Genomic DNA, 22,499 nt, shown 5'->3' with positions numbered 1-22,499 from the left:
TGGCAGATACTGTGTTACGGTTTTGTCATGGTGCAATCTCAAGCAAAAGATCCTACGTTAAAACGCACGCTCCGAACTCCGATTGTCATCACCGCCTTGGCTCTCACGTTCGGCCTCGGCACAACACCAGCATGGGCTGAAGAAACACAAGATGCTAACACGCAACCCACTTCAGCAAGTTACTACTTGACCACAGACCAGCTTCAGAGGTTCAGCCTTGACGCTCTTGACGTCGGCGAGTCGCAACCTGTCCGACCGGATGAGTTCACCACTTACGGATACTATCCTGGTGGGCTGAACGGTGCAGAAGCTAGGTTCTGCGCGCAACCCTGGAACATGGGTAAATGCGCATCCGCTAAATCGGCAGCAGATGATGCACTTGCAAGATCCCAGGCCAAGTTCGGCAGGGATTCTCTGTATCAGGGTAAGGGTGACGCTTACCGCCACTGCTATTGGAGTGCCAGAATGACCATCGACATGGGCGTGGGAGAAGCTCAGGGGTTCGGTGATCGCCATGAAGCTGAATCTTCTGGCCGTGATAAGGAGATGGATCTCGCTAACAACGCAACTGGTCGATCAGTTGGTCAAAGCTATCGCACCTATGATAGCGCCTCCAACCGTTGTGAATGGCTTGCACGCAACAACCGGTTGGTGACGTTACGGTAGCTGACCAGAGTCCAATGAGCCGTGACAATTGGGAAGCCTTGCACCAGAGTGGTTCTAAAGGATTACTCTGGCGTAAGGCTATGTTTGTTTGCGGGATTGTGTTGGGCTGCTTTTCCTGTATTGTGGGGCTATTCCCACAGTTTGGGGTTGCCAGATCGTTGAGCGTCTACCCTCCCTTCGCTCAGGTGCTAGCTTTCCCGCAAGCACTGGGGCTGGTGATACTACTCCTTGGCGGGTGTGCTACCGGTGTCGGTTGGCGGAGGCGATGGTCAAGACTTGCCCTAACTTCTTGTTTAGTGTGGATTGTCGCGGGAGCAGGATTTTTGTTCGCTCCGAATGGTATCCCACATCAGGTCAGCGGCCAACAACATTCCACCGTTACAGAGGGGAACCTGACGGTCGTTACGTTTAATACGGGATCAATGCTGACCGCCAGCGATTTCCAACAACTTGTCAGTACATGGGATCCCGACATCATTGTTTTGCCCGAAACGTCCGGCTATGAGCTTCGTGAAGCGATAGAAACGTCAAAATATGACGGGCAGCTCTTTGAAACTCGTAATGATGGTCTTCCGAACACTTATACAGGGCAAATCGCCCCCACGTCAGTTGTAGTAAATAAAAGGCTTGGAGCAGCGCACTTTACACGAGGCCCGGTAACATCATTCGGAACAGTTGCCATCGAGTTTGACGATGCTCGGCTTCCTGTGATTCTAGGGCTACATACAGCACCACCGTTGCCTAGACTTATGAATCAGTGGCGGGATGACATCAATCGTGTCGTTGAGTTTGGTAACTCGATACAAAAACCGCTTATAATCGCGGGCGACTTTAACGCCACTCTTCGCCACGGTCCTCTTGCCACTAGAGGCAGGCTTATTGATTCGCAAGAGCTCTGTTCAACCACCCCCACTGGTACTTGGCCAGCTGGTGCGCCCAACCTTTTAAGATCACCCATCGACCATATCTTCGTAACACAAGGAATAACAGCCCACTCCTGTCAAGTGCAGCAGATTGGTTACTCCGATCACCTCGCTTACAAAACTCAAGTAGCTGTTCAGTGAGTGTTTTAGCACTGCTTAAAGTTGATGCCTCTAATCATTTTCGCAGCATAAAACGCGTTGCAAGCGATTCTGAGCGCCTTAGGTTCTCGGTGGCGGTTTGAGTCGTTTTTCTTCCGTTCGACGCTCTGCGGGGCCTACAGACCCCGCAGGGGGCATGAAATCTCTAGTGCCTAGGCTATGGGCTGGCGGGCTAGGCCCTCCGCGCACAAAAGTCCCGAATCAAACCCCGGACTGACCTATCAAACCCAGGAAGGAGGTGGGCTCGCGGCCAAGGACGGTACCAACTGCGGCGGCAGACGCGTCCGCGCCGGCGCGAAACCCGATCCCCTCAAGGACAAGCTCGAAGTCGGCAAACCCGCCTCCAGGCTGCTCGAACCCGCCGACCTGGACCCCTTCGGCCTGGACGGCGTGGACATGGGTGAAGGCGCTGTACTCGACGGGGAATACTATGCCCGAACCTTCCGCCTACCTGTCCGCGACACAGCGCTCCCGCCCCGAGACTCGTCTCGGTGTCCGGTGGGGTTCGCTTCGGGCATCGTTGCGTTATTCGGCCCGGGTGCCGTTTCGGGCACGTCCTCACGCTTCGGAGTCCGACACGTTTGCCGGAGCGCCCACCGACACGGAAGCGGGGTGCGGGTCGAGGCGGGGTGCGTTGCGGAGGTCGGGGGGCGCGGCGAGGGACGTTGAACGTCCTGCGTGCCTGGTGTCTTTCTGCCTTCGTCAGCCCTTGTCGTGGCGTTCGAGCTCTTCTTCGCACCGGTCGCCCAAGTCGGTAAACGTTTCGATATGTGCCGAAACGAGGCTTGTTGTGACGAGCTCCGACTCGAACAAGTCGCGAAGGGTCTGCGGCTTGCCGGGCCTGACCCCCGGAAAGTAGACACGTCGGGGGTTAGCTATGCTGCTTGGGTCAGTGTAGCTGATGTGAGTGCTTCGAAGTCATTGGGGGCTAGAAGGTTGCACCAGGAGTGCCGTCTGCGGGTGTTGTAGCGCATGCACCATCGAAAGACTTCCCGCCGGCAGATAATGGGATTATCAAAGACTTTCCGATCACGTAGCACTTCACGTTTTAAGGTGGCGTTAAATGATTCTGCCAGGGCATTATCGGCACTAGTTCCCACCGCGCCCATGGATTGGCGTACACCAAGTTGGGCGCAGTGGTCCCTAAACGCCTGTGAGGTGTACACACTTCCATGATCAGAATGGAAAATAGCCCCGTCAAGGCTTCCGCGGACTGTGCTGGCATGGGACAAAGCCTCGATGACCAGTGAGACACGCATGTGGTCTGCGAGTGCATAACCTGCAAGTTTTCGTGAATAGGTGTCAATGACCGTGGCCAGGTACATGTTCTTACCGCCCTTACACGGCAGGTAGGTGATGTCGCCTACATAAACACGGTTCGGCTCGTCAGCGGTGAATGTACGGCCTACTAAATCTGGCATGACACGGTGACCAGGCTTGCGCCGGGTGGTGATGCATCGACGCCGTTTGCTAAAGCCTTTTAGCCCCATGGATTTCATGATGCGCGCAACCTTCTTATGGTTGATCGGGCCGAAAAGTCCGTATCGTCGTTGAGGCTTGCAGCGATGCGTTTAGCACCATAAAGCCCGTTCTCATCATCAAAGATGGCCTTGATTCTTGCACCAATAAGGGCATCGGAACATATCTTTAACCTGCGATTTTCGTGGGTGTTGACCCATTTATAAAACGAGGAGCGATTGAGCTTTAACACATGGCACATCCGCTTGACCGAGTACTCGGTTCGGTGGTCATAGACAAACTGGAAGCGGATCACTAGCGTGTCTCTTCGGCAAAATATTTCGCGGCCTTGCGCAGAATATCGCGTTCTTCGCGCAGCTTCGCGTTCTCTTTTTCTAGCTGGCGGATTCGCTCGGAATCAGTCGTCTCCTTGGCGTTGTCGCGCATGGCCTTCGTGCGGGCACGTTTGCCGGTGCCGTATTGCTGAAGCCAGGAGAAAAGCGAGGAACGATTGACTCCAAGCTCTGCTGAAGCCGCGTGAAGTGAAAGGTCCTCATTGTTTTCATAGAGGGCCACAGCATCACGTTTGAACTGTTCGGAGTACCTAGGCATGGTGGTAGATTACCTTTCTTCCCAACCCAACCGGGCTGGATATCAGGTGTCTACCAAACAGGGGTCAGGTCCGGTCATCGGACTCATCGTCGGCCCGATGGTCTACCTTGCCGAGAAGGTGATCGAGATCGGTGACGATGACTAGGGGTTAAGGGTTAGAAAGTGTGTCTGGGATCGGGGATTTTTAGGTTCTGACCTGTAGGGTAGCGTGAAATATATGCTTTGGGAGCATATATCTGGCCTCAACACGGTAAATCCCCGGTGTGGCTGCCAGTCTGTGGTAGTAGGCGGTGGTGTGGTGGCTCAATGCCAAAGAACCGACCACGCTGCTACTGCGGCGGTGATACCAAACGCAATGGAACAACCAGCAAAGGCACTACCCGATGGCGATGTAAGGCCTGCGGAGCCTCAGTCAATAAAAGTCGGCCAGATGTCACAGTAGCAGACCACCAGCCCCGTTAGACCCCATGCATAGCTACATCCACTCTATGCACAGTTCTTCACTTGCATACTTGGCAAGCATTAGACTTGCATATACAGCAAGTGTTACACTTGCCTTAGTTGCAAACCAGGGAAGTTGACGTTAGGGAAAAGAACGATGAGCGACGACCTCAAGATCATTCACGACGTTCAAGAGCGCACCGCCTGGACACAGAGCCCGTGGGCGGTGGCGATAGTGGCGCTTGGCGTCGGCGGCGGTATCGCGCTATTCAAGCTGTCATGGTGGTACGGCCTCACGGTTCTTGTACCGACGTTCGTTCTGGGCTATCTCCTCAAAGATAAGATTGCAAACCCCTTCGTTCGGGTCAATCCCAATATGGGGCCGAGTAATGATCGCGCCACCTGGTCACGAGTACTGCTGCCAGGTGCCATGATGTTCTCCACCGTGCCGACGCCTGATACTTGGCCGTGGATGATTGTCTGCGGCGTCGTTGTCTCTACGGCGATGGCATGGATGTTGTATGAGAACCGCAACGCCGCTGTAAAGGGTGTCAATGTCTAAGGAGTCTACGCACCAATCAGCCAAGCTAGATCCGGTCATCCACCCCATCAATCGGCTTAAAATTTGTGCCACGCTGTTCCATTCGGGCGCAACCGACGGCAGGCAGATGAAATACGCCGTGCTTGCAGAGCTCACCGAGCTTCCCGCCGATACGCTTTCCAAGCAGTTGAAACATCTTGAGGACAGCGGCTATATCAGCCGCACCCGCGAATATGGCTCCACGCGCGCCAAAGACGCCGTCTGGGTCGCGTTGACCAAGACTGGAACAGGAGCCTATACACAGCACGTTGCCGCACTTAAAGCCATGACAGAGGGCTCATAGGCTGCGCAGCCACTGCATAATGTGCTGCCTCAACTGCGGAAATTCGAGGTAGCCGTCACTCTCCAGGAAGTGCCCACCGTTCTCAATGGTAGTGAGCGGGGCCGAGAAAACGTCGGCAAGCGTGATGGCTGTATCTAAAAACAGAACTGCCCGACGATCCCGTAGAAATTGCCAGACAGTCCAACTGGCGCCAGGACCAACTCGCCAAAGTACAAACCCTGACCCACAACGAGAACCGAGCCGACCACGAAACAGGACGACCAGCCCTCTACGACAACGCTATCGACACCAACTACGCCCATTCAATCGGCATCCAAAAAGGCCAAATCTAGCCCAAGCGACACGCCGAGCCAGACACACATTTTGACCCTTAACCCATGACTAGCGCCTGATTTCTAGAACCTATAACGTACTCTTTAACGTACCCGGCGTGAAAAGCGGTGTACCCCGCAACCTGATCGTGCAGGTTACGGGGTATCTTTGGGGTGGCTGACGGGGCTCGAACCCGCGACACCTAGGATCACAACCTAGTGCTCTACCAGCTGAACTACAGCCACCATCGCTGCTCTAAAGCAGCACGCACTAGATTAGCGCATCATTGCGAATTTACAAAAACTGCTGGTAAGCGGCGGTAGCAGCGTCTTTTGCGTGTGCGGCGTCGTCGCTAGAAACCGCACCCGGGTTCACAAAAACCGCTCGCCGGTAATAGTCCAACTCGCGGATCGATTCCACAATATCTGTCAGCGCGCGGTGTGCCTGGCCTTTATCTGGCTGCTGAAAATATGCACGCGGGAACCAGCGGCGGGAAAGTTCTTTGATTGTGGAGACATCCACCATGCGGTAGTGCAGGCGCTCGTCTAACTTCGGCATGTATTCCTGGATAAACCGGCGATCGGTCGCAATCGAATTGCCAGCCAACGGAACCGCCCATTCTTCCTCACAGTGCTGCGCAATCAAATCCAACACCGCCTGCTCGGCATCGCCGATGGTGGTGGTAGAATCCGCAATTTCTTTATCCAAGCCAGAAGCTTGGTGCATGCGCACGACCACATCATCCATCTTGGCCAGTTCTTCTGCGCTGGCGTGGATGACCGCGGAATAGCCGTCGCCAAGAATGTTCAGGTTGGCATCGGTGACCAATGCGGCAACCTCGACGATGACGTGCTGCTTCGGGTCCAGCCCGGTCATTTCCAAGTCGATCCATACCAGCCGGTTGCTTTTTGCGGGAATATCGGCTGCAGTAGCAGTGTCTTCGTTTGGCTGGGAATTTTCTGCATTAGTAGTGGTCATCAGCAAGAACTTCCTGTAGTGAAAACATTTAGTCGGTGTTAATCAGTGCTATCGGTGCCATCAGAGCAATCAGTGCATCGCAGCTAACCCATCTTGGAATAAAAACTGCCGACCAGCGGTGCGATCAGTGGTACTGGCACGATCTGGCTGACTACGTTCATCGCTTTCGACAACGGGCCGGGGACCACGCGGCGCCGGTTTTTGGCCATGGCGTCCAGGGTTTCGGCTGAGCACGACTCGTAGGTGGTCCATAAGAAATCTGGCACGACCTTGTCGACGATTGACTGTTCCTCATCAGGCACGACAGCCTCGCGCACAGGCCCCGGGGCAAGCAGCGTGCAGGTCACGCCAGTGCCCTTCAACTCGTAGTGCAGCGCCTCGGTAAAAGCATTGACACCGGCTTTGGTGAACACGTAGGTAGCGTTATTCGGGATCGGGATATTGCCTGCGGCAGAGCCGACGTTGCAAATCGCGCCTTCGCCGCGTTCCCTCATAGGGCGGACAACCGCATTGGTGATGCGGTGCACCGCCGTGGCGTTCAGGTGGAACTGGTTGGTTTCATAATCCCAGTCTTGTTCGACGAATTTGCCGAAGCTTGCGATGCCCGCCGAGTTTATTGCGATGGAGACGTTTTTATCTTTCAGGTATTCCAACAAACCCGTCACTTCGTCGTAGTTGGACAGGTCTGCGGCAAAGACTTCAGCCGTGATGCCGTGGGAGCTGAGTTTGTCGGCAAGCGTGTCGAGCACCTGTTTGCGGCGGGCGACGAGGATGAGGTTGTGGCCGGCTTTGGCAAGATCGCGCGCCATGGCCTCGCCGATGCCTTGACTGGCGCCTGTGACCAGGGCAAAGGTGTCTGGTCGCGGGTGGGGAAGAGCCATGGTTCTCCTTAACGATGCGCGCTCACCGCAGTGGCGGGATGAGGCACACTGGGGAGTCGCTGTTGCGTAGCTGTTTTCGGGTCTTGTTTCGTTCAACCCTACCTTGGTGCGAAACAGGAGTGTGCTGCCGATAAGAGGCTCGGTTATAGCCATAAAAAGTGCCCCCAGCAGGATTCGAACCCGCGACCGACGGGGTAGAAACCCGTTGCTCTAATCCACTGAGCTATGGAGGCCGGTAGATCGCGCCCATGAGCGTCGATCCGCATGAAAACTATACCGGATTGTGCAAGTAGGTGACACACCGGTTCAGAATCCCGGGCGATCGGTTGTAGGTTAGAGCCTATGGCTACCCCGACCCAACGTGTGCGTTCCACCTGGCCCTGGTACCTGGCAATGCTGCTGATCGCAGGCCTTGCCGCTGGCATCATCTCCGCGCAATTTCTCGCGGAATCACTCGCAGCGCTCGGCATCCCAGACCCAGGCATGCTGACCACCTTTGGTCTGCCATTTTTCCGCGCGGCTTCCTGGATCCTGGTCGCGCTCGCCGCCGGCTCCTATTTACTCACTGCATTCCTCATTCCACCGCGAATGCCGGAACCCGCACCAGATGCTCCCACCCCTAATTCCGGTCTTGCCCAAGCACGGCTCAGCGTCGACGGACACCTGGCGGCGCGCACTGGTGCACTGAGCTTGCTGACTGTCGCCGTCGTTGCGCTGGTGATGGTCTCGATGACATTTTCCGATGTTTCCGGAACCTCATTCTTTAGCACCTTCGCACACTGGGATGTGGCCCTAGACCAGGTTGCCGAAGCGAAATCCTGGTTGATCATGTCGCTGATGGCCGCTGCCGTCGGCATCGTCGGATTATTCGCGCGACGCTGGACCATGCAACCAATCTTGCTCATCGGCGCGATACTCACCGTCGTTCCGCTGGGTATGGAAGGCCACTCGGCATCTGGCGGTGACCACGACTGGGGCACAAACTCCTACCTGTGGCACCTGGTATTCATGGCATTGTGGATCGGCGGGCTGACCGCCTTAATCGCGCATTCGCGTCGCCTCGGAGAACACCGTGAACTTGCCGTACGCCGTTATTCCAGCCTGGCGCTGTTCGCCGCCGCAGTCATGGCGATTTCCGGCGTCGTCAATGCTGCCTTGCGCATTGGCCCACACCATCTCTTTACGACGAACTACGGCTGGATCATCACCGCCAAAACCGTGCTCACCCTCGTCCTCGTCGGCCTTGGCTGGCTGCACCGGCAACGCAGCATCCCGCAACTAGCGCAACGCCCGGAGGTTTTCCGTCGCATCGCCATCGTCGAGGTACTGGTGATGGCACTGACAGCTGGTATTGCCGTCACCATGGGGCGCACCCCGCCACCGGCACCAGATGATCCGAACTTGTCGACGATGGAAATCACCGTCGGTTACGACATCCCATTTGAGCCGGACATTCTCAATGTGTGGACCATCTGGCGTTTCGACGTCATGTTTAGTGCACTGGGCATTCTGTTGGCTGCGGGTTATCTCTATGCCGTGCGCCGCGCGCGTCGTGCCGGGCATAAGTGGTCGAATGGCCGCACTGCCTGGTTCTTGTTGGGATCACTCGGCATGGCGGTGATCATGAGCTCGGGCGTCGGCATGATCATTCCGGCGACCTTCTCCATGCACATGATCGGTCACATGCTGTTGTCGATGACCTTCCCGGTTTTTCTGGTGCTAGGTGCGCCGCTGACGCTGATCATGACCGCCTGGGAACCAGGCGAGGCCGGAATACCAAACCTGCATGATTGGACTCGGGCGTTCTGTCAGTCCCGCGGGCTGGCCATTATTACCTATCCACCGGTAAACCTCGCGCAATTCGTCTTTGTGTTCTACGCGTTGTACTTGAATTTCGATTGGTATCAGGCCGCGATTTCTGATCATGCCGGTCACGTGATCATGAACTGGGCGTTTTTGGTTTCTGGTTATATTTATTTCTGGGAAGTCATGGGCCCGGATCCTTTGCCTGGCCGCAAGCAGCCGCTGGTGCGCTTGGCCTGGCTGTTTTTCTCCATGCCGATCCACCTGTACCTGGGCGTGTATATGATGCAGCTCACCGAGATTTACGGTGAGGAGTTTTATACCTCTATTAATTTGCCATGGGCGATTGATCTGCTGGCGGATCAGCGCGTTGGGGCCGGTATTGGTTGGGCCGCCGGTTCGTTCCCCCTGATCGTCGTATTTGGTGAGCTATTCCGACAGCTGTTTACTTATGACCGCGCCCAACAGCAATCTATCGATGCAGAAATGGACCGGGTGCCGGATCATGTGGCTGCCGGTGAGCTTGCCGACGGTGCTGCGTCTTCCGAGCACGGGGCAAGCGCCGGAGAGCAGGTGCGGACCAAGCCATCGAAGCGCGTGAGGGCGGACAAAACCGATACCGATAACGCGGAAAACCCCCACAAAACCGACAGAACTGGGAATGCCGATAGACCCGCGAATACCGACAAACCAGGGAATAATTCCCGGGAAAGCGTAGAAGTCAACACTGGTTCGGGCAGTGGTTCTCACACTGGTTCTGGTAATGCTCTAGATCTATATAACGCGATGCTGGAAAAGATGAGCCGGGGTGAACGCATTGAGGATGACTATCACGAATCTGAGATGCGGCGGTCTCGTTTTCGAAAACAACGGGGCCGGGGTAAAAATTAACGGCGCATCGCGGAATACACAATGCTCGGCCAGTGCGCAACCGATGCATGTAACAATGCACGGAGCCTGTGGATAACTAGTGGTATCCACAGGCGTTCGGTTGTGCTCATTGTGGTAGCCCGTGAATTCCCCGACAGTAGGGGTTACCAGCGCAGATCGCGTTGGCTACCTGAATACTTGGAAGGGGAGCCCACATTATGTCGCAACACCACATCACCATCACCGGTCGGATTACCCAAGAACCCAGTCTGCGTCGCGTTGCCGGAGGAAATTGCGTGCTTGATATGCGCGTGGCATCGTCGCGTGCGGTGCGTGACGAGGAACAAGAATCCGGCTGGCGGGATTATGACAACCTGTTCCTAGATGTCGAAGCCTGGGGGCAGTTGGCCATCAATACCGCCGCTAGCCTGCACAAAGGCTATCCGGTGGTGCTGGTGGGTTCGCTGGTGACCCAACAATGGGAAGATAACGAAGAAAAGCGCCACTCGAAAACGGTGCTGAAAGCCACTCACATCGCTGCCGACCTTGCGCATTATGCGGCCGCACTAACCAAGCGGAAAGCAGATCGCGATGACACCGGCGGGTTGGTTCTCAACGTGGAAGGCGTTGTCTTTGATCAGGATGCGCTTGCTGGTGCATCTGGATCTGGGTTCACGGATGAATCAGCGACGCCATTCGGCGAGCAAGCTACATCGAATAATAAAAAAGCTGTCGAGGAACCAACACCCGTCGGCGCACAGTAAACCGCCGCGGGTTGCCCATAGTAGACGGCTGCAGGTGTGCCCATATCGTGCGGGATCCGTGGTGGGGCGGCAGTTAAAGTCATGTATTCTCGTCAGAGATAAAGATTTAGTGTCGTTCCACCTAATTTCGCGAAGGGGAAATATGGGCGAGTTCATCTATACGATGAAAAATGTACGCAAAACTGTGGGTGACAAGGTCATTCTTGACGACGTCACCATGGCTTTTTACCCCGGCGCAAAGATCGGCGTCGTTGGCCCGAACGGTGCCGGTAAGTCGTCGATTTTGAAGATCATGGCCGGAATGTCTGAGCCATCCAATGGTGAAGCATTTCTGGATCCCGGTGCCACCGTCGGCATTTTGCAGCAGGAGCCACCGCTGAACGAAGAGAAAACCGTTCGCGGCAACGTGGAAGAAGGCCTCGGCGATATCTTCGAAAAGAAGCAGCGCTTCGAAGCTATTGCTGAAGAAATGGCTACCAACTACACCGATGAGCTCATGGAAGAAATGGGCAAACTCCAGGAAGACCTGGACAACGCGGATGCGTGGGAAGTTGATTCTAAGATTGAGCAGGCCATGGAGGCACTGCGCTGCCCGCCATCGGATGAACCGGTTACCAACCTTTCTGGTGGTGAGCGTCGTCGTGTAGCTCTTGCGAAGCTGCTGTTGTCGGAACCAGACTTGCTGCTTCTCGACGAGCCCACCAACCACCTGGATGCTGAGTCCGTGCATTGGCTGGAAAAGCACTTGGAAAACTACCCAGGTGCGGTTTTGGCAGTGACCCACGACCGCTACTTCCTGGATAATGTTGCGGGCTGGATTTGTGAGGTTGACCGCGGCAAGCTGCACCCTTATGAAGGTAATTACTCGACGTACTTGGAAAAGAAGCAGGAACGTTTGCAGGTTGCCGGTAAAAAGGATGCCAAGCTGCGTAAGCGCTTGAAAGATGAGCTGGAATGGGTTCGTTCTGGTTCCAAGGCCCGCCAGGCGAAAAACAAAGCGCGTTTGGAGCGCTACGAGGAAATGGCTGCCGAGGCCGAGCAATATAAGAAGCTCGACTTCGAAGAAATCCAGATTCCAACCCCGCCACGTTTGGGCAACAAGGTCGTTGAAGCAGACAACCTGACCAAGGGCTTTGGCGATCGTACCTTGATCAAGGATTTGTCATTCACGCTGCCGCGCAACGGAATCGTTGGTGTGATCGGCCCGAATGGTGTGGGTAAGACTACGCTGTTTAAGACTATCGTGGGCTTGGAAGAACCCGATGACGGCAAGGTCACCGTCGGTGAGACGGTGCAGCTGTCGTACGTGGACCAGAACCGTGAAAACATCGACCCGGAAGCAACGGTCTGGGAGGTTGTTTCGGGCGGTCTGGATTATATTCACGTCGGCCAGAACGAAATGCCTTCGCGCGCCTATCTTTCCGCCTTCGGCTTCAAGGGCCCAGACCAGCAAAAGCCATCCAAGGTGCTTTCCGGTGGCGAGCGTAACCGCTTGAACCTGGCGCTGACACTGAAAGAGGGCGGAAACCTGATTCTGCTCGACGAGCCAACCAACGATTTGGATGTCGAAACCCTTGGTTCTTTGGAAAACGCGCTCGAGAAATTCCCAGGTTGTGCCGTGGTCATTTCGCACGACCGCTGGTTCCTGGACCGCACCTGTACCCACATTTTGGCTTGGGAAGGCAATGTGGAAGAAGGCCAGTGGTTCTGGTTCGAAGGTAACTTTGGCGACTATGAGAAGAACAAGGTGGAACGTCTCGGCGAAGATGCTGCGCGTCCATCCCGTGTCACCCACCGCAAATTGACTCGCTAGTTTTGCTGCGTAGAGGCTGTCGACCTTGCGCGAGTGTTCCAGAAAGGTTTCCAAGGTTTTATGGCGGATAATCCTGCAATTCATCAATATCGTGTACCCCTGCGGTGGTCGGACTTCGACCGCTATGGGCATGTGATGAACGCCAATTACGTGGAAATCGCACAGGAAGCTCGCTTGGCGTACAAAGAGGCCTACTTCGATCCGGCTGGCATGCAAGATTTCGCTGCTTTCGTGCGCAAGCTGGACTTAGATTTCCGCAAACCCATTGAGCCAGAGGGCAATTCGGTGTTGCTTGTGGAATCCCAGGTTGTCGAGGTCGGCAATTCTTCTTTCGTTACCCGCCAGGAAATTAAAGATAAACATGGTCGGGTAGCGTGCGTGATTGAAACTGTCTCCGTCGCCGTCGACATGGACACCCAGATGCCACGGCCATTGACTGAGCAAGAGCGCGAAGTCATGCGCTTGGAATCAACTCTTGCGAACGACGCAGATAAGACGGAAGCTGCCGCAGGTTCCGTAGCCGCAGGTGTTGCGAGTCCTGCTGGTGCAGCAGGGGGCCTGGGAGCGTCGAGTACTCCGAGTGCAGAATCGTTTGCCGATGAGATCGGCTACGACGATGAAACTAGCTATGACGACGAAATCAGCTATGGCGATGAAGTAGATTACGGTGACGAAATCGACTATGGCGATGAGATTGGCTACGACGATTAATGTCTGAATCCCTCGAAGTTACCGCAGGTGGCCCCGGTCTACGCGCGCTCATTGCGCGGGCAGTTGGCCTCGATGCCAGCGCTTCTGCACGGTTCCGTGTCCTCAAAGACGACGACGGGGACGGTGAACTCATTGACGTTTTTGTGACCACACCATTTGATGTTGTGGCTTGTCGACGCGTCAAAGGCACCGTCTCCCGCGACGGGGCAGTGGTCGCAGCCAGTGCGTTGTTGCACTGTCTGGAAACTGGACAAACCCACCTGGGCCCCGCGCGTGATGCCTCCTGGCCGGGTGCGTTGCCACCGGCTGGGGGATTTCACTTGGTGGACAACTTACCGGTGCATGTGGTGCGGGAACTCGCCGATAAGGGACGCGATCTTGCCCGACAATTTTCCGGCCCCATGGGCCCGCCGCAGAGTTTGATGAATCAAACCGTGCTCACCGTGCGTCCGGCCGAGAAATCCGTAGAGTCCAGCAAACTCACAGAAAATATTCAGCAACCTTCCGTGGGACACGGCGAAGAAGTTGAAATACCGATGCGGATGATTTTTGCGTGCACCAACTTAGGGCTCATTCCGGGGTTTGCCGCCGCCATGGACATTCCACGTCACCTGCGGGTTTCCGCTAATGGTCGCTGGGCACGTGTGGATGCGCCGTTCGGGAGTGTCTACCACGCACGGGGACTTTCCGTGCTGATTTAGTAGCACCCACGCACCACGCTAACCAGGGATTTCCCAGAAACAGATCGCCGCGTATGTGCAATACACAGCGTATGCGGCGATTTTTCGGTGTTCCAAACTAGTGGACAGATAACTATCCGCAAGCAGTAAGGATTAATGCAAGTTCTTTTCAGTAAATGGGGTTAGGGTTGTGAACATGCCAGATACTGTCCAACACGCAGCCACAGCCGACGGTCACAGTCCCGCCGTTGACAATGGTCACCGGCCGAAGCCTGTGACCGGGCGCATCATCGGGATTGATGTTGCCCGCGGCATCGCATTGCTGGCGATGATCATCGCTCACTTATATCCCATCAAAGGATTTGCCGGCGCATTCCTGGAAGGCTTCCCATCAGCTCTTTTCGCGGTGCTCTCCGGCATTTCGATGACCATCATATTCAGCAAACGCGGAGCCGTCGATGTTTTTATTCGCGGCATCATTCTCGTGCTCATCGGAATTGTGGTTACCCCGTATGCCGGAACCATCATCGTGGTACTCAAAGCACTGGGTATCGGCTATATCGTGTTCGCATTGCTGCAGATCCCACGCTGGTCCACTAAGTGGGTCGCGGCCGGTTTTGCGGTATTGCTGGCAGTATCAGGCATCGTGCACGTGATTACACTGCACACCACTCTCCACGCGTTGTTGCGCGAGCCGTATCCAATCGTGACCTGGCTGGCCTACATGGCGGCTGGTGTGCTGTTTGCACATTGGCTGCGGAACAACAACTGGCAGATCACACCATTGTCAGCCACCGGATTTCTGGTGGCCGCCGCAGGAGTTGTCATCTCGGTGGTGGGAGTACTGGCTCGCGATTGGATCGATTCGGCTTACGCCGTCGCCACGCGTAACAATCTTGGAATTGCTGTGCATGGGTTTTTTGATGCGAAACCGCACAGTGGTGGTCTTGTCGACGCGCTGGCTACCATTGCGGGTTCGCTGACTGTCATCCTGTTGTGCTTGTTGCTTGTTCAGACTGACCGCTGGGTATTCCCGCTGAAAGCCATGGGCTCGATGGCATTGACTGTGTATCTGGGGCACGTGATCTCCGCTGGCATCATCAACCGGGACCACATCGCCACGCAATACCCTGAGCTGGCTATCGGCACCATCGTCGTCGCAGTCGTCGGCACGAGTATTTGGGCAATGTTCTTCCGCTACGGCCCGCTGGAATACGTGCTTGGCCTGGTGGCCCGGACAGGTGCACATGCGATTGCAGGAATCACCGGCAAGCGCAGCGGCAATAACGGTAACAATCACGCTGATAAAACCAGTGAGAATCTCACCACCACCACGAATCATTAATACCTATTCTGAATAGAAAGAAAATCATCATGTCTCAGACCGCGAAAAACTCGAAGACCTCCCGTTTGCTGGCCATTGCCGCACCAACCTTGGCACTTGGCGGGATGCTGGCTACAGCCGTACCTGCGCAGGCGATGATCAGCGACCAGTTCGCTGAAGACTCCGTGCACGCTAACGCGGTGGTGTCTGAACAAATCGGCGACGACGGCGACGAGGACGGAAACTGCACCGGTACCGCGGTGGCAGACTACTGGGTTGTCACCGCACGGCACTGCCTGGAAAACTCCGAAACCCCGGGTGGTAGCGTTCGCATTGGCCAAGGCGATGACCAAAAGCGGGTGAAGGTCGCGGACTGGTACAAAGCTCCAGCTGGTGATATTGGTTTGATCCGTACCGCGGAGCCAATTGGCTTGAAAGAATACCCGGAGATCATGCAAGAAACTCCGGCTGAGGGTGCAATTGAATCTTATGGTTGGTCATCGGAAGGCACCGGTAAGACTGAGAAGCTGCCCAAGGCAGACGGCAAGATTACGGAGCTGAATAACTTCGCTTTGTTCGGCGGTGATCAGGCTGCGATTGCACGTCTGGATAATGATGCGGAATTCCAGCAGGGCGATTCGGGCGGACCAGTATTCATGGACGGCAAGCTGTATGGTGTGCTTTCGGCAGCGTTCAACCCGGATGATCCGGAGTCGACGACTTCCCCAGAGTCTGTCGTGGCCCCAGCTGCGGAAAGCTATGACTGGATGATCAAGACGATGACGGAGCAGTCTGAATCCGTCAGCTCTGATGAAGCAAATGTTTCGCAGGGCAATGGTGATTCGACGACCAGCACTGATACCTCTGCTGCTGGGGAATCTGCAGATGATTCCAGCAATACCACCTGGTGGCTGCTTGGTGGCGGCGCGGTATTGGTAGCACTGGTTGTCGGTTTGGGTATTGCGCGTAAGCCGAAGAAGTAGTAGGGCAGTGCCAGTACAACGATGCTAGTGCAAGGGTGATATCGCCTGGTCGAGAACTTCGGCTAGGCGTTTATTGCTGCCGGTAGCTTGGCTATAAAATCGGGCGCGTACGAAGACTTCGTGGAAATATGGTTTACCGGCGGCGGCTGCACGCTGCATGGTTGCCTCGTCGCGGACAGCAAAGCGCTCGGAATCGATCTGGTAGCCGGCTTTACGGCACAGTTGCTCGAAGAAAATGAACTGCGTTCGGGTATTGCCTTCGCGAAAAACATGTATGACGTTCAGTTCACCCCAGATTTCAGCTAATTCTTGCACGAATTCTTGCTTTTCCAGGCCGCGCAAATAATTCTTTTCGGCTAGCCTGCGGTATTGCTTGCGGGCATCCTCGTGCATGATTTCCGTGCCCGGATAATAGCTAAAAGCCATCGTGGGATTATCGGGGTCATCTGGGTGTAAAACATTAGGGCCTTCTTTAGTCATCCACCCGTGTGGGCCGACGCGAGGTACCCCGGCCCAGTCATACACATCCTGGAAGATGTAGCCGTGAATTGCCTTCATATGCGCGTAGTCGAAATTACCTGTAATTGGAGTATCGTGTAACTCTGCCATGCGCACTGCGGTGACAAACTCTTCCATCTCGCGCAGACGATCTGGATCATCTTCGCCGTAAGGCTTGTCTGTGCTGCGGAATTTATTGCGTAATACCTTTGTGCCGGGAATGTAATAATCTTCCCAGCTGTTATATCCCCACCCGACGTTGTGCATTAACGATTCTTGAGGTGATCGAGGCCGTGACGAATAGCATCATCGCCGGTCAATTTCCCGACGGCGACGAGTCTGCGGAGCTCGCGTAAGTGTGGATTATCTAGAGAATGGCCCGCTGCGCCGAGTGCGCCATCTGACAGTCTCTCAGCTGGGGTTATTGGTGCAGTGCTTGCTTTAGCTCCCGGCGCAGAACGCCGCAAAGGTACAGACATAAGAAAACCTCCGAGTTGCTCGTGCATTACAGTTTACCCGGAAGGGAGTTAGAATGCAGGAGCTTTCTCAGAGGTTTTCCCAGCTCAGATGCTCATTTTAGGTGCCCAGTTCAGAGACTATTGCACCGATTGGCGGTCCCATCCTTTAGCGCATGGTTAGCGCAAATTTACCGCTTCGGCACGTAGCTACCTTCGTGCTGGTACAGCTCGGAGCCTTGCTCGCGGAATTCCTGGGCCTTTTCTTCCATGCCTTCTTCCGCGGCTTCCTCGGCAACTGCGTCAGCCACCGAAGCGTTCGCGTCTGATGATCCGCAACCACACCCGTCGGAGGCAGCCCGACCATTGGCTTCTGCGACGGCAGTGGCGACATCGTCGTCGACTGGCTTCTGGAACGCCGGCATGCCCAGATCCGCCATATCGTCGCTGAAGGCATCGCGAATGTCCTGGCTAATGCGCATGGAGCAGAACTTCGGACCGCACATCGAACAAAAGTGCGCGGTTTTCGCAGGCTCCGCTGGTAGGGTTTCGTCGTGATAAGCCTGCGCGGTGTCAGGATCCAACGAGAGCGCAAATTGGTCGTGCCAACGGAACTCGAAACGTGCCTTCGACATGGCGTCGTCCCATTCGTGCGCGCCAGGGTGCCCCTTGGCGACGTCTGCGGCATGTGCCGCCAGCTTGTAGGTGATGACGCCGGTTTTGACGTCGTCCCGGTTTGGCAAACCAAGGTGTTCTTTTGGCGTGACGTAACACAGCATTGCGGTACCACCCATGGCAATATTGGCAGCACCGATCGCTGAAGTGATGTGGTCGTAGCCAGGGGCAATATCGGTAACCAGCGGTCCGAGCGTGTAGAAAGGGGCGTCGTTGGTCCAGGCTTGGGCATGCTCATTGTTGACCTGCACCTTGTCCAATGGAACGTGGCCTGGGCCTTCCACCATGACCTGCACGTCGTATTCCCACGCGCGTTGGGTCAGCTTCCCGATGGTTTTCAGCTCAGCGAACTGCGCGGTATCGTTAGCGTCGGCAATAGAGCCGGGGCGCAAGCCGTCGCCAAGCGAGAAAGCGATGTCATAGCGCGCGAAGATCTCGCACAGCTCGTCGAAGTTCTCGTACAGGAACGATTCCTTGTGGTGGGCCAGGCACCATCCGGCCATGATGGAACCGCCGCGGGAAACGATGCCGGTCACGCGTTTGGTGGTCATCGGAATATATGGCAGCAGCACACCGGCGTGGATAGTCATGTAGTCCACACCTTGTTCCGCCTGCTCAATCACGGTATCGCGGAAGATCTCCCAGGTCAGATCCTCAGCCACGCCGTTGACTTTTTCTAGGGCCTGGTACATCGGCACGGTACCGATCGGAACCGGCGAGTTGCGCAAAATCCACTCGCGGGTGGTGTGGATGTCATCGCCGGTGGAGAGGTCCATCACGGTATCCGCGCCCCAGCGGGTAGCCCAGCGTAGCTTGGAGACTTCTTCTTCAATCGAGGACGTCACCGCAGAGTTACCGATGTTGGCGTTGATTTTGGTGAGAAATTTCCGGCCGATGATCATGGGCTCGGATTCTGGGTGATTGATGTTGTTCGGGATGATCGCCCGGCCATGAGCGATCTCGCTGCGGACGAATTCCGGATCGCAGTGCTCGCGCAACGCAACAAATTGCATTTCTTTGGTGATGATGCCTTGGCGTGCGTAGTGCATCTGGGTGACGGTTTTGCCGTCTCTGGAACGCAGCGGCGGGCGCGATTCACCCTTCCACTCCTGGCTAGCGGCGCCACGGCGTTGTGCGGAGCGGCCGTCGTCGGCAAGATCGCGTCCACGGCCGTCGTATTCTTCCACATCGTCGCGGTCCTTGATCCACTGCAAACGCAGCGGCTTTAACCCACGGTGCACATCGGCCTGTGGACCACGGGTGCGGTAAACGCGGAATGGCTTGTTCGGGCCAGTGGGAGAATCATCAAGCTGGATTTCAGTTTCTGGAACTTCCAGGTCACCCTCGCGGATTGGGGAGTAGGAGTGCTTGAAATGAATCTCGTCTTCGGGGGCAGCGGTGTGCGCGTCATGGTTCGCCACAGTGCCCACCTCCTTCCTACGTTGGTACTAACCAACAGGTTCGAACGGTGCTCACGCGGTATTAGCGTGATCTCAGCCCTGTACCAGCAGGGCACCCGTGTGTGGTGCATAAACTTGTCGACGGTCGCGCAATGCTGGGCTGGGGTGGCCGCTATGAATCCTGAAAATTCAATAGGCTCAATAGCCTTATCGAATTTTTCGGAAGCTGTGGTGCATTTCGCAAAACCGTTGCTGCTAGCTTACAACACGTACCCTGGTGGCAGGCAAAGAGATCTCGACGCCAACCCTGTCGAAATGTCGCTTTCCTGCCCGATGCACGAACATGCACGAAGCAACCAGAAATGAGGATCAATCCCATGAAGATTGGCGTTCCCGCAGAAATCATGAACAGTGAAGGCCGCGTGGCATTGAGCCCGGCAGCTGCACAGGCTCTTGTCGACGACGGCCACGAGGTGCTTATTCAATCTGGCGCTGGCGAAGGCTCCAGCTACGTCGATAGCGACTACACCGACCGTGGCGCCACCATCGTCGATACTGCAGCCGATGCGTGGGCTGCGGAGATGGTGCTGAAGGTCAAAGAACCTTTGCAAGAGGAATACCAGTACCTGCGCGAGGACCTGCTGCTGTTCACCTACCTGCACCTGGCTGCTTCGCGTGAACTGACCGACGCGCTAGTGCAGGCTGGCACCACCGCGCTGGCATATGAAACCGTGACTGATAAAAACGGTGCGCTACCGCTGTTGACCCCAATGTCACAGGTCGCCGGCCGGTTGGCAGTGTTGGAAGGCTCCCACCACCTGTTGTCCCACCACGGTGGCCGCGGTGTGCTGCCTTCTGGTGTTCCGGGCACCAAGGCTGGTCGCGTCGTCGTGATCGGTGGCGGCCAGGTGGGCGCATCAGCGGTGGCTATGGCACATGGTCTGCGCGCAGAAACTACCGTGCTGGATATTGATGCTGGTACTTTGGCGCGTTTCGACGATCAATATGCCGGTACCGTGCGCACCCAGATTTCTGATCCAGTGACCATCGAAGAGGAGTTGCTGGAAGCTGACCTGGTGATTGGTGCCGTTTTGGTTGCTGGTGGCAAGGCACCGAAGCTGGTGTCGGAAGATTTGATCAAGCGCATGAAGCGCGGTTCTGTGTTGGTGGATGTGGCCATTGATCAGGGTGGTTGCTTCGAGCCTTCCCGCAAGACCAGCCACCAAGACCCTGTGTTCCGCGTTGGTGATGCACTGATGTACTGCGTGGCTAATATGCCTGGTGCGGTAGCGAACACCTCTACTCGTGCTCTGACATCGGCAACGTTGCCCTATATCCGTGCCGTTGCTGCCGATGGTGTCGATAACGCTATGGATCGTTTCCCAGGTTTGGCGGATGGCTTGTCGACGCGCGACGGCAAGCTTATTTCCAAGCCAGTGCGTGAGGCCTTCGACTGGCAGGACTAGTGCGAAAACCCTGGCCGGTTGGCAATTTTTGATCGGCTCGGTTGTTGCCAAATTATTATGCGAAAGCGCTCCCCACCTGAAAGGTCGGGAGCGCTTTTGTTAGCAAGGCAGTCTTAGTTACCCGGTTGGTTGAGTGATTAGGCAAATTGGCGGCGTGCACAGAATGCGATGGCGCCGAGCGCCTACCGCAAACCAAGATCCCGGCGCAGAATACCCAGATCAGGTTTTTGCTGGCGGGCATGCTCGTGCTGTAGTGGTTCATCAGGCATATTCCGCAGCATATAAGCCAGCTTCTGCATGTGATTCCAGATCGCGGCGCGGTATTCCTCCGGAATGGTTTCCTCATCGATCTTGTCCAACGAACGGCCCATCAACTCGAGCCAACGCTCCGCTGCAGCGGTATCAATCGGAAATTCTGCGTGCCGCATTCGCAACCGGGGCGAGCCGCGGCGTTCATTAAACAGTTTCGGGCCACCCCAAAACTGAACGAGAAACCACAGCAGGCGGTCGCGGGCACCGTTGAAATCCTGCTCCGGGTACATCGGTGCCAGGATGTCGTCGTCAGGAACCTGGGCGTAGAAACCGTCGACGAGCGTCTCGAAGGTTTCCATTCCGCCGATGGCTGCAAAGACAGAATCCGGGCGCTCACCGGAGCGGATGTCTTGGCTATGACTGTGAGCGTCCAAGTGGCTCGCCTCCTGGGCCAGCAATACCGATGCCGTATGGGTATGGAGTCTTGATTCCGGCTTCAGCCAGTTCGTTCATGATCAAACCGTTCATCACGCGCATGACGTGCCACTGCTCGCCGGGCATGGTAATCACAGAAACGCGGTAGGAGAGGTAATCCGGGTTGAACTCCGAAGCACCCTGAATTTCTGGAGCTTCCATGATTTCGTTGGCGCACCGCTCGTCGGCAGCAGCCTTGGCCATGGCTTCGGTAAGTACCTTCCAGACCTTGTTTTGGTCGTTGCTGTGGCTGACCGGAATCTGGAAACGCGCGATCGACCAATCGCTGGAGTGGTTTGCGACCTTCAAAATCTCGCCATTGCGCACGTGCCACAGCGCACCGTCGATATCGCGCAGGGAAGTGATACGCAGCGAGATTTCTTCGATCTCGCCCATGGTGCCGTCGCCTAAGTCGACGACGTCGCCGATGCCGTACTGGTCTTCGATCAGCATGAAAATACCGGACAGGAAGTCCTGGACCAGCGATTGTGCGCCAAAACCAAGGGCGACACCGACGATACCTGCGGAAGCAATCAGTGGGCCGACGTTAATGCCGACAACGTCCAAGATCGCGATGACTGCCCAGACCCAGACAAAAATGGCGACGGCGGATTTTGCCACACCGGAAAGCGTCTTGATACGCGATTTCCGGCGGTTCTCCCGCGATTTTTCCATCAGCCGGATCTGATGCATCTTCTCCGGATCTGGCTCCGGCACCTCATGGCTGTGCTTTGATTCGGCCTGACGCTCCGCAGTCTTCTTGCGGCCATCTTTCATGTTGTGGTTGGCCAGTTTGTTGATGGCGCGCACCAAAATCCAATGCGCCAGCAACGCGAAGAGGATAATCAAGCCAATGTAGATCGGGCGCTGGAACAACCAGGCTTGGGTTTCTGGGTTATTCCACCAATTGTTGACAGTGTTCACTGTTTCTTCGGCAGAAGGTACTGAAGGAACAGAATTTGAAGCGAGGTGAAAAATATTCGTGTTCATCTCATCCTTAAGTCTTTGCTTTGGCAA

18 protein-coding genes, 2 tRNA genes, 4 pseudogenes and 1 riboswitch are annotated in these 22,499 nt (G+C 55.8%); of the genes and pseudogenes, 15 read left to right on the top strand and 9 right to left on the bottom strand.

Features of this window, described 5'->3' with window-relative positions:
- Positions 1–27: 27 nt before the first annotated feature.
- Together QP888_RS07745 and QP888_RS07740 are read left to right on the top strand one after the other, a co-directional pair.
- Entirely contained in the window at positions 28–666 is a 639-nt protein-coding gene (locus QP888_RS07745; RefSeq protein WP_150850659.1) for a DUF6973 domain-containing protein, read from the top strand.
- A 296-nt stretch (positions 667–962) separates the two neighbouring features.
- Positions 963–1,730, top strand: coding sequence for an endonuclease/exonuclease/phosphatase family protein (locus QP888_RS07740; protein WP_161970719.1), 768 nt, complete (start codon positions 963–965; stop codon positions 1,728–1,730).
- 893 nt (positions 1,731–2,623) lie between these two features.
- On the opposite strand, the pseudogene QP888_RS07735 reads toward QP888_RS07740, so the two are convergent.
- Positions 2,624–3,818 (bottom strand): annotated as a pseudogene (locus QP888_RS07735) (IS3 family transposase).
- Between QP888_RS07735 and QP888_RS07730 the strand changes: the two are divergent.
- The 5 genes and pseudogenes from QP888_RS07730 to QP888_RS07710 form a co-directional block, all read left to right on the top strand.
- Positions 3,817–3,963: a hypothetical protein gene (locus QP888_RS07730; RefSeq protein ID WP_167449701.1), complete on the top strand. Its 147-nt coding sequence runs from the start codon at positions 3,817–3,819 to the stop codon at positions 3,961–3,963. The pseudogene QP888_RS07735 and the gene QP888_RS07730 overlap by 2 nt on opposite strands.
- A gap of 161 nt (positions 3,964–4,124) precedes the next feature.
- Positions 4,125–4,262: pseudogene (locus tag QP888_RS07725) on the top strand (transposase-like zinc-binding domain-containing protein); the annotation flags it as partial.
- Between the two features lie 154 nt (positions 4,263–4,416).
- Positions 4,417–4,821 carry a hypothetical protein gene (locus QP888_RS07720; protein ID WP_284812953.1) on the top strand — a complete coding sequence of 135 codons (405 nt, stop codon included), beginning with the start codon at positions 4,417–4,419 and terminating at the stop codon, positions 4,819–4,821.
- A complete protein-coding gene (locus QP888_RS07715; RefSeq protein WP_284812951.1) occupies positions 4,814–5,143 on the top strand; it encodes a transcriptional regulator in 330 nt (109 codons plus the stop codon). Before QP888_RS07720 ends, QP888_RS07715 begins: the two co-directional genes overlap by 8 nt.
- 125 nt (positions 5,144–5,268) lie before the next feature.
- Positions 5,269–5,475 (top strand): annotated as a pseudogene (locus QP888_RS07710) (IS1249 family transposase); the annotation flags it as partial.
- A gap of 149 nt (positions 5,476–5,624) precedes the next feature.
- Here the strand turns inward: QP888_RS07710 and QP888_RS07705 are convergent.
- The 4 genes from QP888_RS07705 to QP888_RS07690 all read right to left on the bottom strand — a co-directional run bounded on the left by QP888_RS07705 (position 5,625) and on the right by QP888_RS07690 (position 7,547).
- Positions 5,625–5,700: transfer RNA gene (locus QP888_RS07705), tRNA-His, on the bottom strand.
- Between the two features lie 49 nt (positions 5,701–5,749).
- Positions 5,750–6,433: an oligoribonuclease gene (gene orn / locus QP888_RS07700; RefSeq protein WP_284812950.1), complete on the bottom strand. Its 684-nt coding sequence runs from the start codon at positions 6,431–6,433 to the stop codon at positions 5,750–5,752.
- Positions 6,434–6,516: 83 nt separating this feature from the next.
- Complete coding sequence (cmrA, locus tag QP888_RS07695; protein WP_284812948.1) at positions 6,517–7,314, bottom strand: mycolate reductase; 798 nt, start codon at positions 7,312–7,314, stop codon at positions 6,517–6,519.
- 159 nt (positions 7,315–7,473) lie between these two features.
- Positions 7,474–7,547 (bottom strand) — tRNA-Arg (locus QP888_RS07690).
- Between the two features lie 109 nt (positions 7,548–7,656).
- Between QP888_RS07690 and QP888_RS07685 the strand changes: the two genes are divergently transcribed.
- The 7 genes from QP888_RS07685 (at position 7,657) to QP888_RS07655 (ending at position 16,262) form a co-directional block, all read left to right on the top strand.
- Positions 7,657–10,008 carry a bifunctional copper resistance protein CopD/cytochrome c oxidase assembly protein gene (locus QP888_RS07685; RefSeq protein WP_284812946.1) on the top strand — a complete coding sequence of 784 codons (2,352 nt, stop codon included), beginning with the start codon at positions 7,657–7,659 and terminating at the stop codon, positions 10,006–10,008.
- A 197-nt stretch (positions 10,009–10,205) separates the two neighbouring features.
- Positions 10,206–10,751, top strand: coding sequence for a single-stranded DNA-binding protein (locus tag QP888_RS07680; protein ID WP_284812945.1), 546 nt, complete (start codon positions 10,206–10,208; stop codon positions 10,749–10,751).
- 142 nt (positions 10,752–10,893) lie between these two features.
- Positions 10,894–12,564: an energy-dependent translational throttle protein EttA gene (gene ettA, locus QP888_RS07675; RefSeq protein ID WP_126844784.1), complete on the top strand. Its 1,671-nt coding sequence runs from the start codon at positions 10,894–10,896 to the stop codon at positions 12,562–12,564.
- A gap of 60 nt (positions 12,565–12,624) precedes the next feature.
- A complete protein-coding gene (locus QP888_RS11180) occupies positions 12,625–13,275 on the top strand; it encodes an acyl-CoA thioesterase (protein WP_350338238.1) in 651 nt (216 codons plus the stop codon).
- Positions 13,275–13,976 carry a DUF8185 domain-containing protein gene (locus tag QP888_RS07665; RefSeq protein ID WP_284812943.1) on the top strand — a complete coding sequence of 234 codons (702 nt, stop codon included), beginning with the start codon at positions 13,275–13,277 and terminating at the stop codon, positions 13,974–13,976. Before QP888_RS11180 ends, QP888_RS07665 begins: the two co-directional genes overlap by 1 nt.
- Before the next feature lie 175 nt (positions 13,977–14,151).
- Positions 14,152–15,300: a DUF418 domain-containing protein gene (locus tag QP888_RS07660; RefSeq protein WP_284812942.1), complete on the top strand. Its 1,149-nt coding sequence runs from the start codon at positions 14,152–14,154 to the stop codon at positions 15,298–15,300.
- Positions 15,301–15,329: 29 nt separating this feature from the next.
- The gene (locus tag QP888_RS07655) at positions 15,330–16,262 is read left to right on the top strand and encodes a trypsin-like serine protease (protein WP_284812941.1); all 933 of its coding nucleotides are present in this window, start codon (positions 15,330–15,332) and stop codon (positions 16,260–16,262) included.
- Positions 16,263–16,286: 24 nt separating this feature from the next.
- Here QP888_RS07655 and QP888_RS07650 read toward each other — a convergent pair whose 3' ends face one another.
- Together QP888_RS07650 and thiC are read right to left on the bottom strand one after the other, a co-directional pair.
- Entirely contained in the window at positions 16,287–17,027 is a 741-nt protein-coding gene (locus QP888_RS07650) for a Fic/DOC family protein (protein WP_284812940.1), read from the bottom strand.
- Positions 17,028–17,406: 379 nt separating this feature from the next.
- Positions 17,407–19,320: a phosphomethylpyrimidine synthase ThiC gene (gene thiC / locus QP888_RS07645; protein WP_284812939.1), complete on the bottom strand. Its 1,914-nt coding sequence runs from the start codon at positions 19,318–19,320 to the stop codon at positions 17,407–17,409.
- A riboswitch (TPP riboswitch) is annotated at positions 19,308–19,420 on the bottom strand. Its footprint overlaps the gene before it by 13 nt.
- A gap of 247 nt (positions 19,421–19,667) precedes the next feature.
- Between thiC and ald the strand changes: the two genes are divergently transcribed.
- Positions 19,668–20,756 (top strand): alanine dehydrogenase, encoded by a 1,089-nt coding sequence (gene ald, locus QP888_RS07640; protein WP_284812938.1) that lies wholly within the window; start codon positions 19,668–19,670, stop codon positions 20,754–20,756.
- A 269-nt stretch (positions 20,757–21,025) separates the two neighbouring features.
- Here the strand turns inward: ald and QP888_RS07635 are convergent.
- Positions 21,026–21,415, bottom strand: a pseudogene (locus QP888_RS07635) (globin domain-containing protein); the annotation flags it as partial.
- Between the two features lie 7 nt (positions 21,416–21,422).
- A complete protein-coding gene (locus QP888_RS07630) occupies positions 21,423–22,472 on the bottom strand; it encodes a mechanosensitive ion channel family protein (protein ID WP_018120922.1) in 1,050 nt (349 codons plus the stop codon).
- Positions 22,473–22,499: the final 27 nt, after the last annotated feature.

Source organism: Corynebacterium sp. MSK297 (assembly GCF_030232885.1).
In the GTDB taxonomy this organism is placed as follows: Bacteria; Actinomycetota; Actinomycetes; order Mycobacteriales; family Mycobacteriaceae; genus Corynebacterium.
This window is presented reverse-complemented; position numbering and strand designations above follow the sequence as displayed.

Coding starts and splice junctions, on each gene's coding strand:
- ettA (WP_126844784.1), top strand. CDS start 10,894: ATGGGCGAGTTCATCTATACGATGAAAAATGTACGCAAAACTGTGGGT.
- QP888_RS07720 (WP_284812953.1), top strand. CDS start 4,417: ATGAGCGACGACCTCAAGATCATTCACGACGTTCAAGAGCGCACCGCC.
- QP888_RS07655 (WP_284812941.1), top strand. CDS start 15,330: ATGTCTCAGACCGCGAAAAACTCGAAGACCTCCCGTTTGCTGGCCATT.
- QP888_RS07745 (WP_150850659.1), top strand. CDS start 28: ATGGTGCAATCTCAAGCAAAAGATCCTACGTTAAAACGCACGCTCCGA.
- QP888_RS07730 (WP_167449701.1), top strand. CDS start 3,817: ATGGTGGTAGATTACCTTTCTTCCCAACCCAACCGGGCTGGATATCAG.
- QP888_RS07665 (WP_284812943.1), top strand. CDS start 13,275: ATGTCTGAATCCCTCGAAGTTACCGCAGGTGGCCCCGGTCTACGCGCG.
- ald (WP_284812938.1), top strand. CDS start 19,668: ATGAAGATTGGCGTTCCCGCAGAAATCATGAACAGTGAAGGCCGCGTG.
- cmrA (WP_284812948.1), bottom strand. CDS start 7,314: ATGGCTCTTCCCCACCCGCGACCAGACACCTTTGCCCTGGTCACAGGC.
- QP888_RS11180 (WP_350338238.1), top strand. CDS start 12,625: ATGGCGGATAATCCTGCAATTCATCAATATCGTGTACCCCTGCGGTGG.
- QP888_RS07660 (WP_284812942.1), top strand. CDS start 14,152: ATGCCAGATACTGTCCAACACGCAGCCACAGCCGACGGTCACAGTCCC.
- QP888_RS07650 (WP_284812940.1), bottom strand. CDS start 17,027: ATGCACAACGTCGGGTGGGGATATAACAGCTGGGAAGATTATTACATT.
- QP888_RS07715 (WP_284812951.1), top strand. CDS start 4,814: ATGTCTAAGGAGTCTACGCACCAATCAGCCAAGCTAGATCCGGTCATC.
- QP888_RS07680 (WP_284812945.1), top strand. CDS start 10,206: ATGTCGCAACACCACATCACCATCACCGGTCGGATTACCCAAGAACCC.
- QP888_RS07685 (WP_284812946.1), top strand. CDS start 7,657: ATGGCTACCCCGACCCAACGTGTGCGTTCCACCTGGCCCTGGTACCTG.
- QP888_RS07630 (WP_018120922.1), bottom strand. CDS start 22,472: ATGAACACGAATATTTTTCACCTCGCTTCAAATTCTGTTCCTTCAGTA.
- orn (WP_284812950.1), bottom strand. CDS start 6,433: ATGACCACTACTAATGCAGAAAATTCCCAGCCAAACGAAGACACTGCT.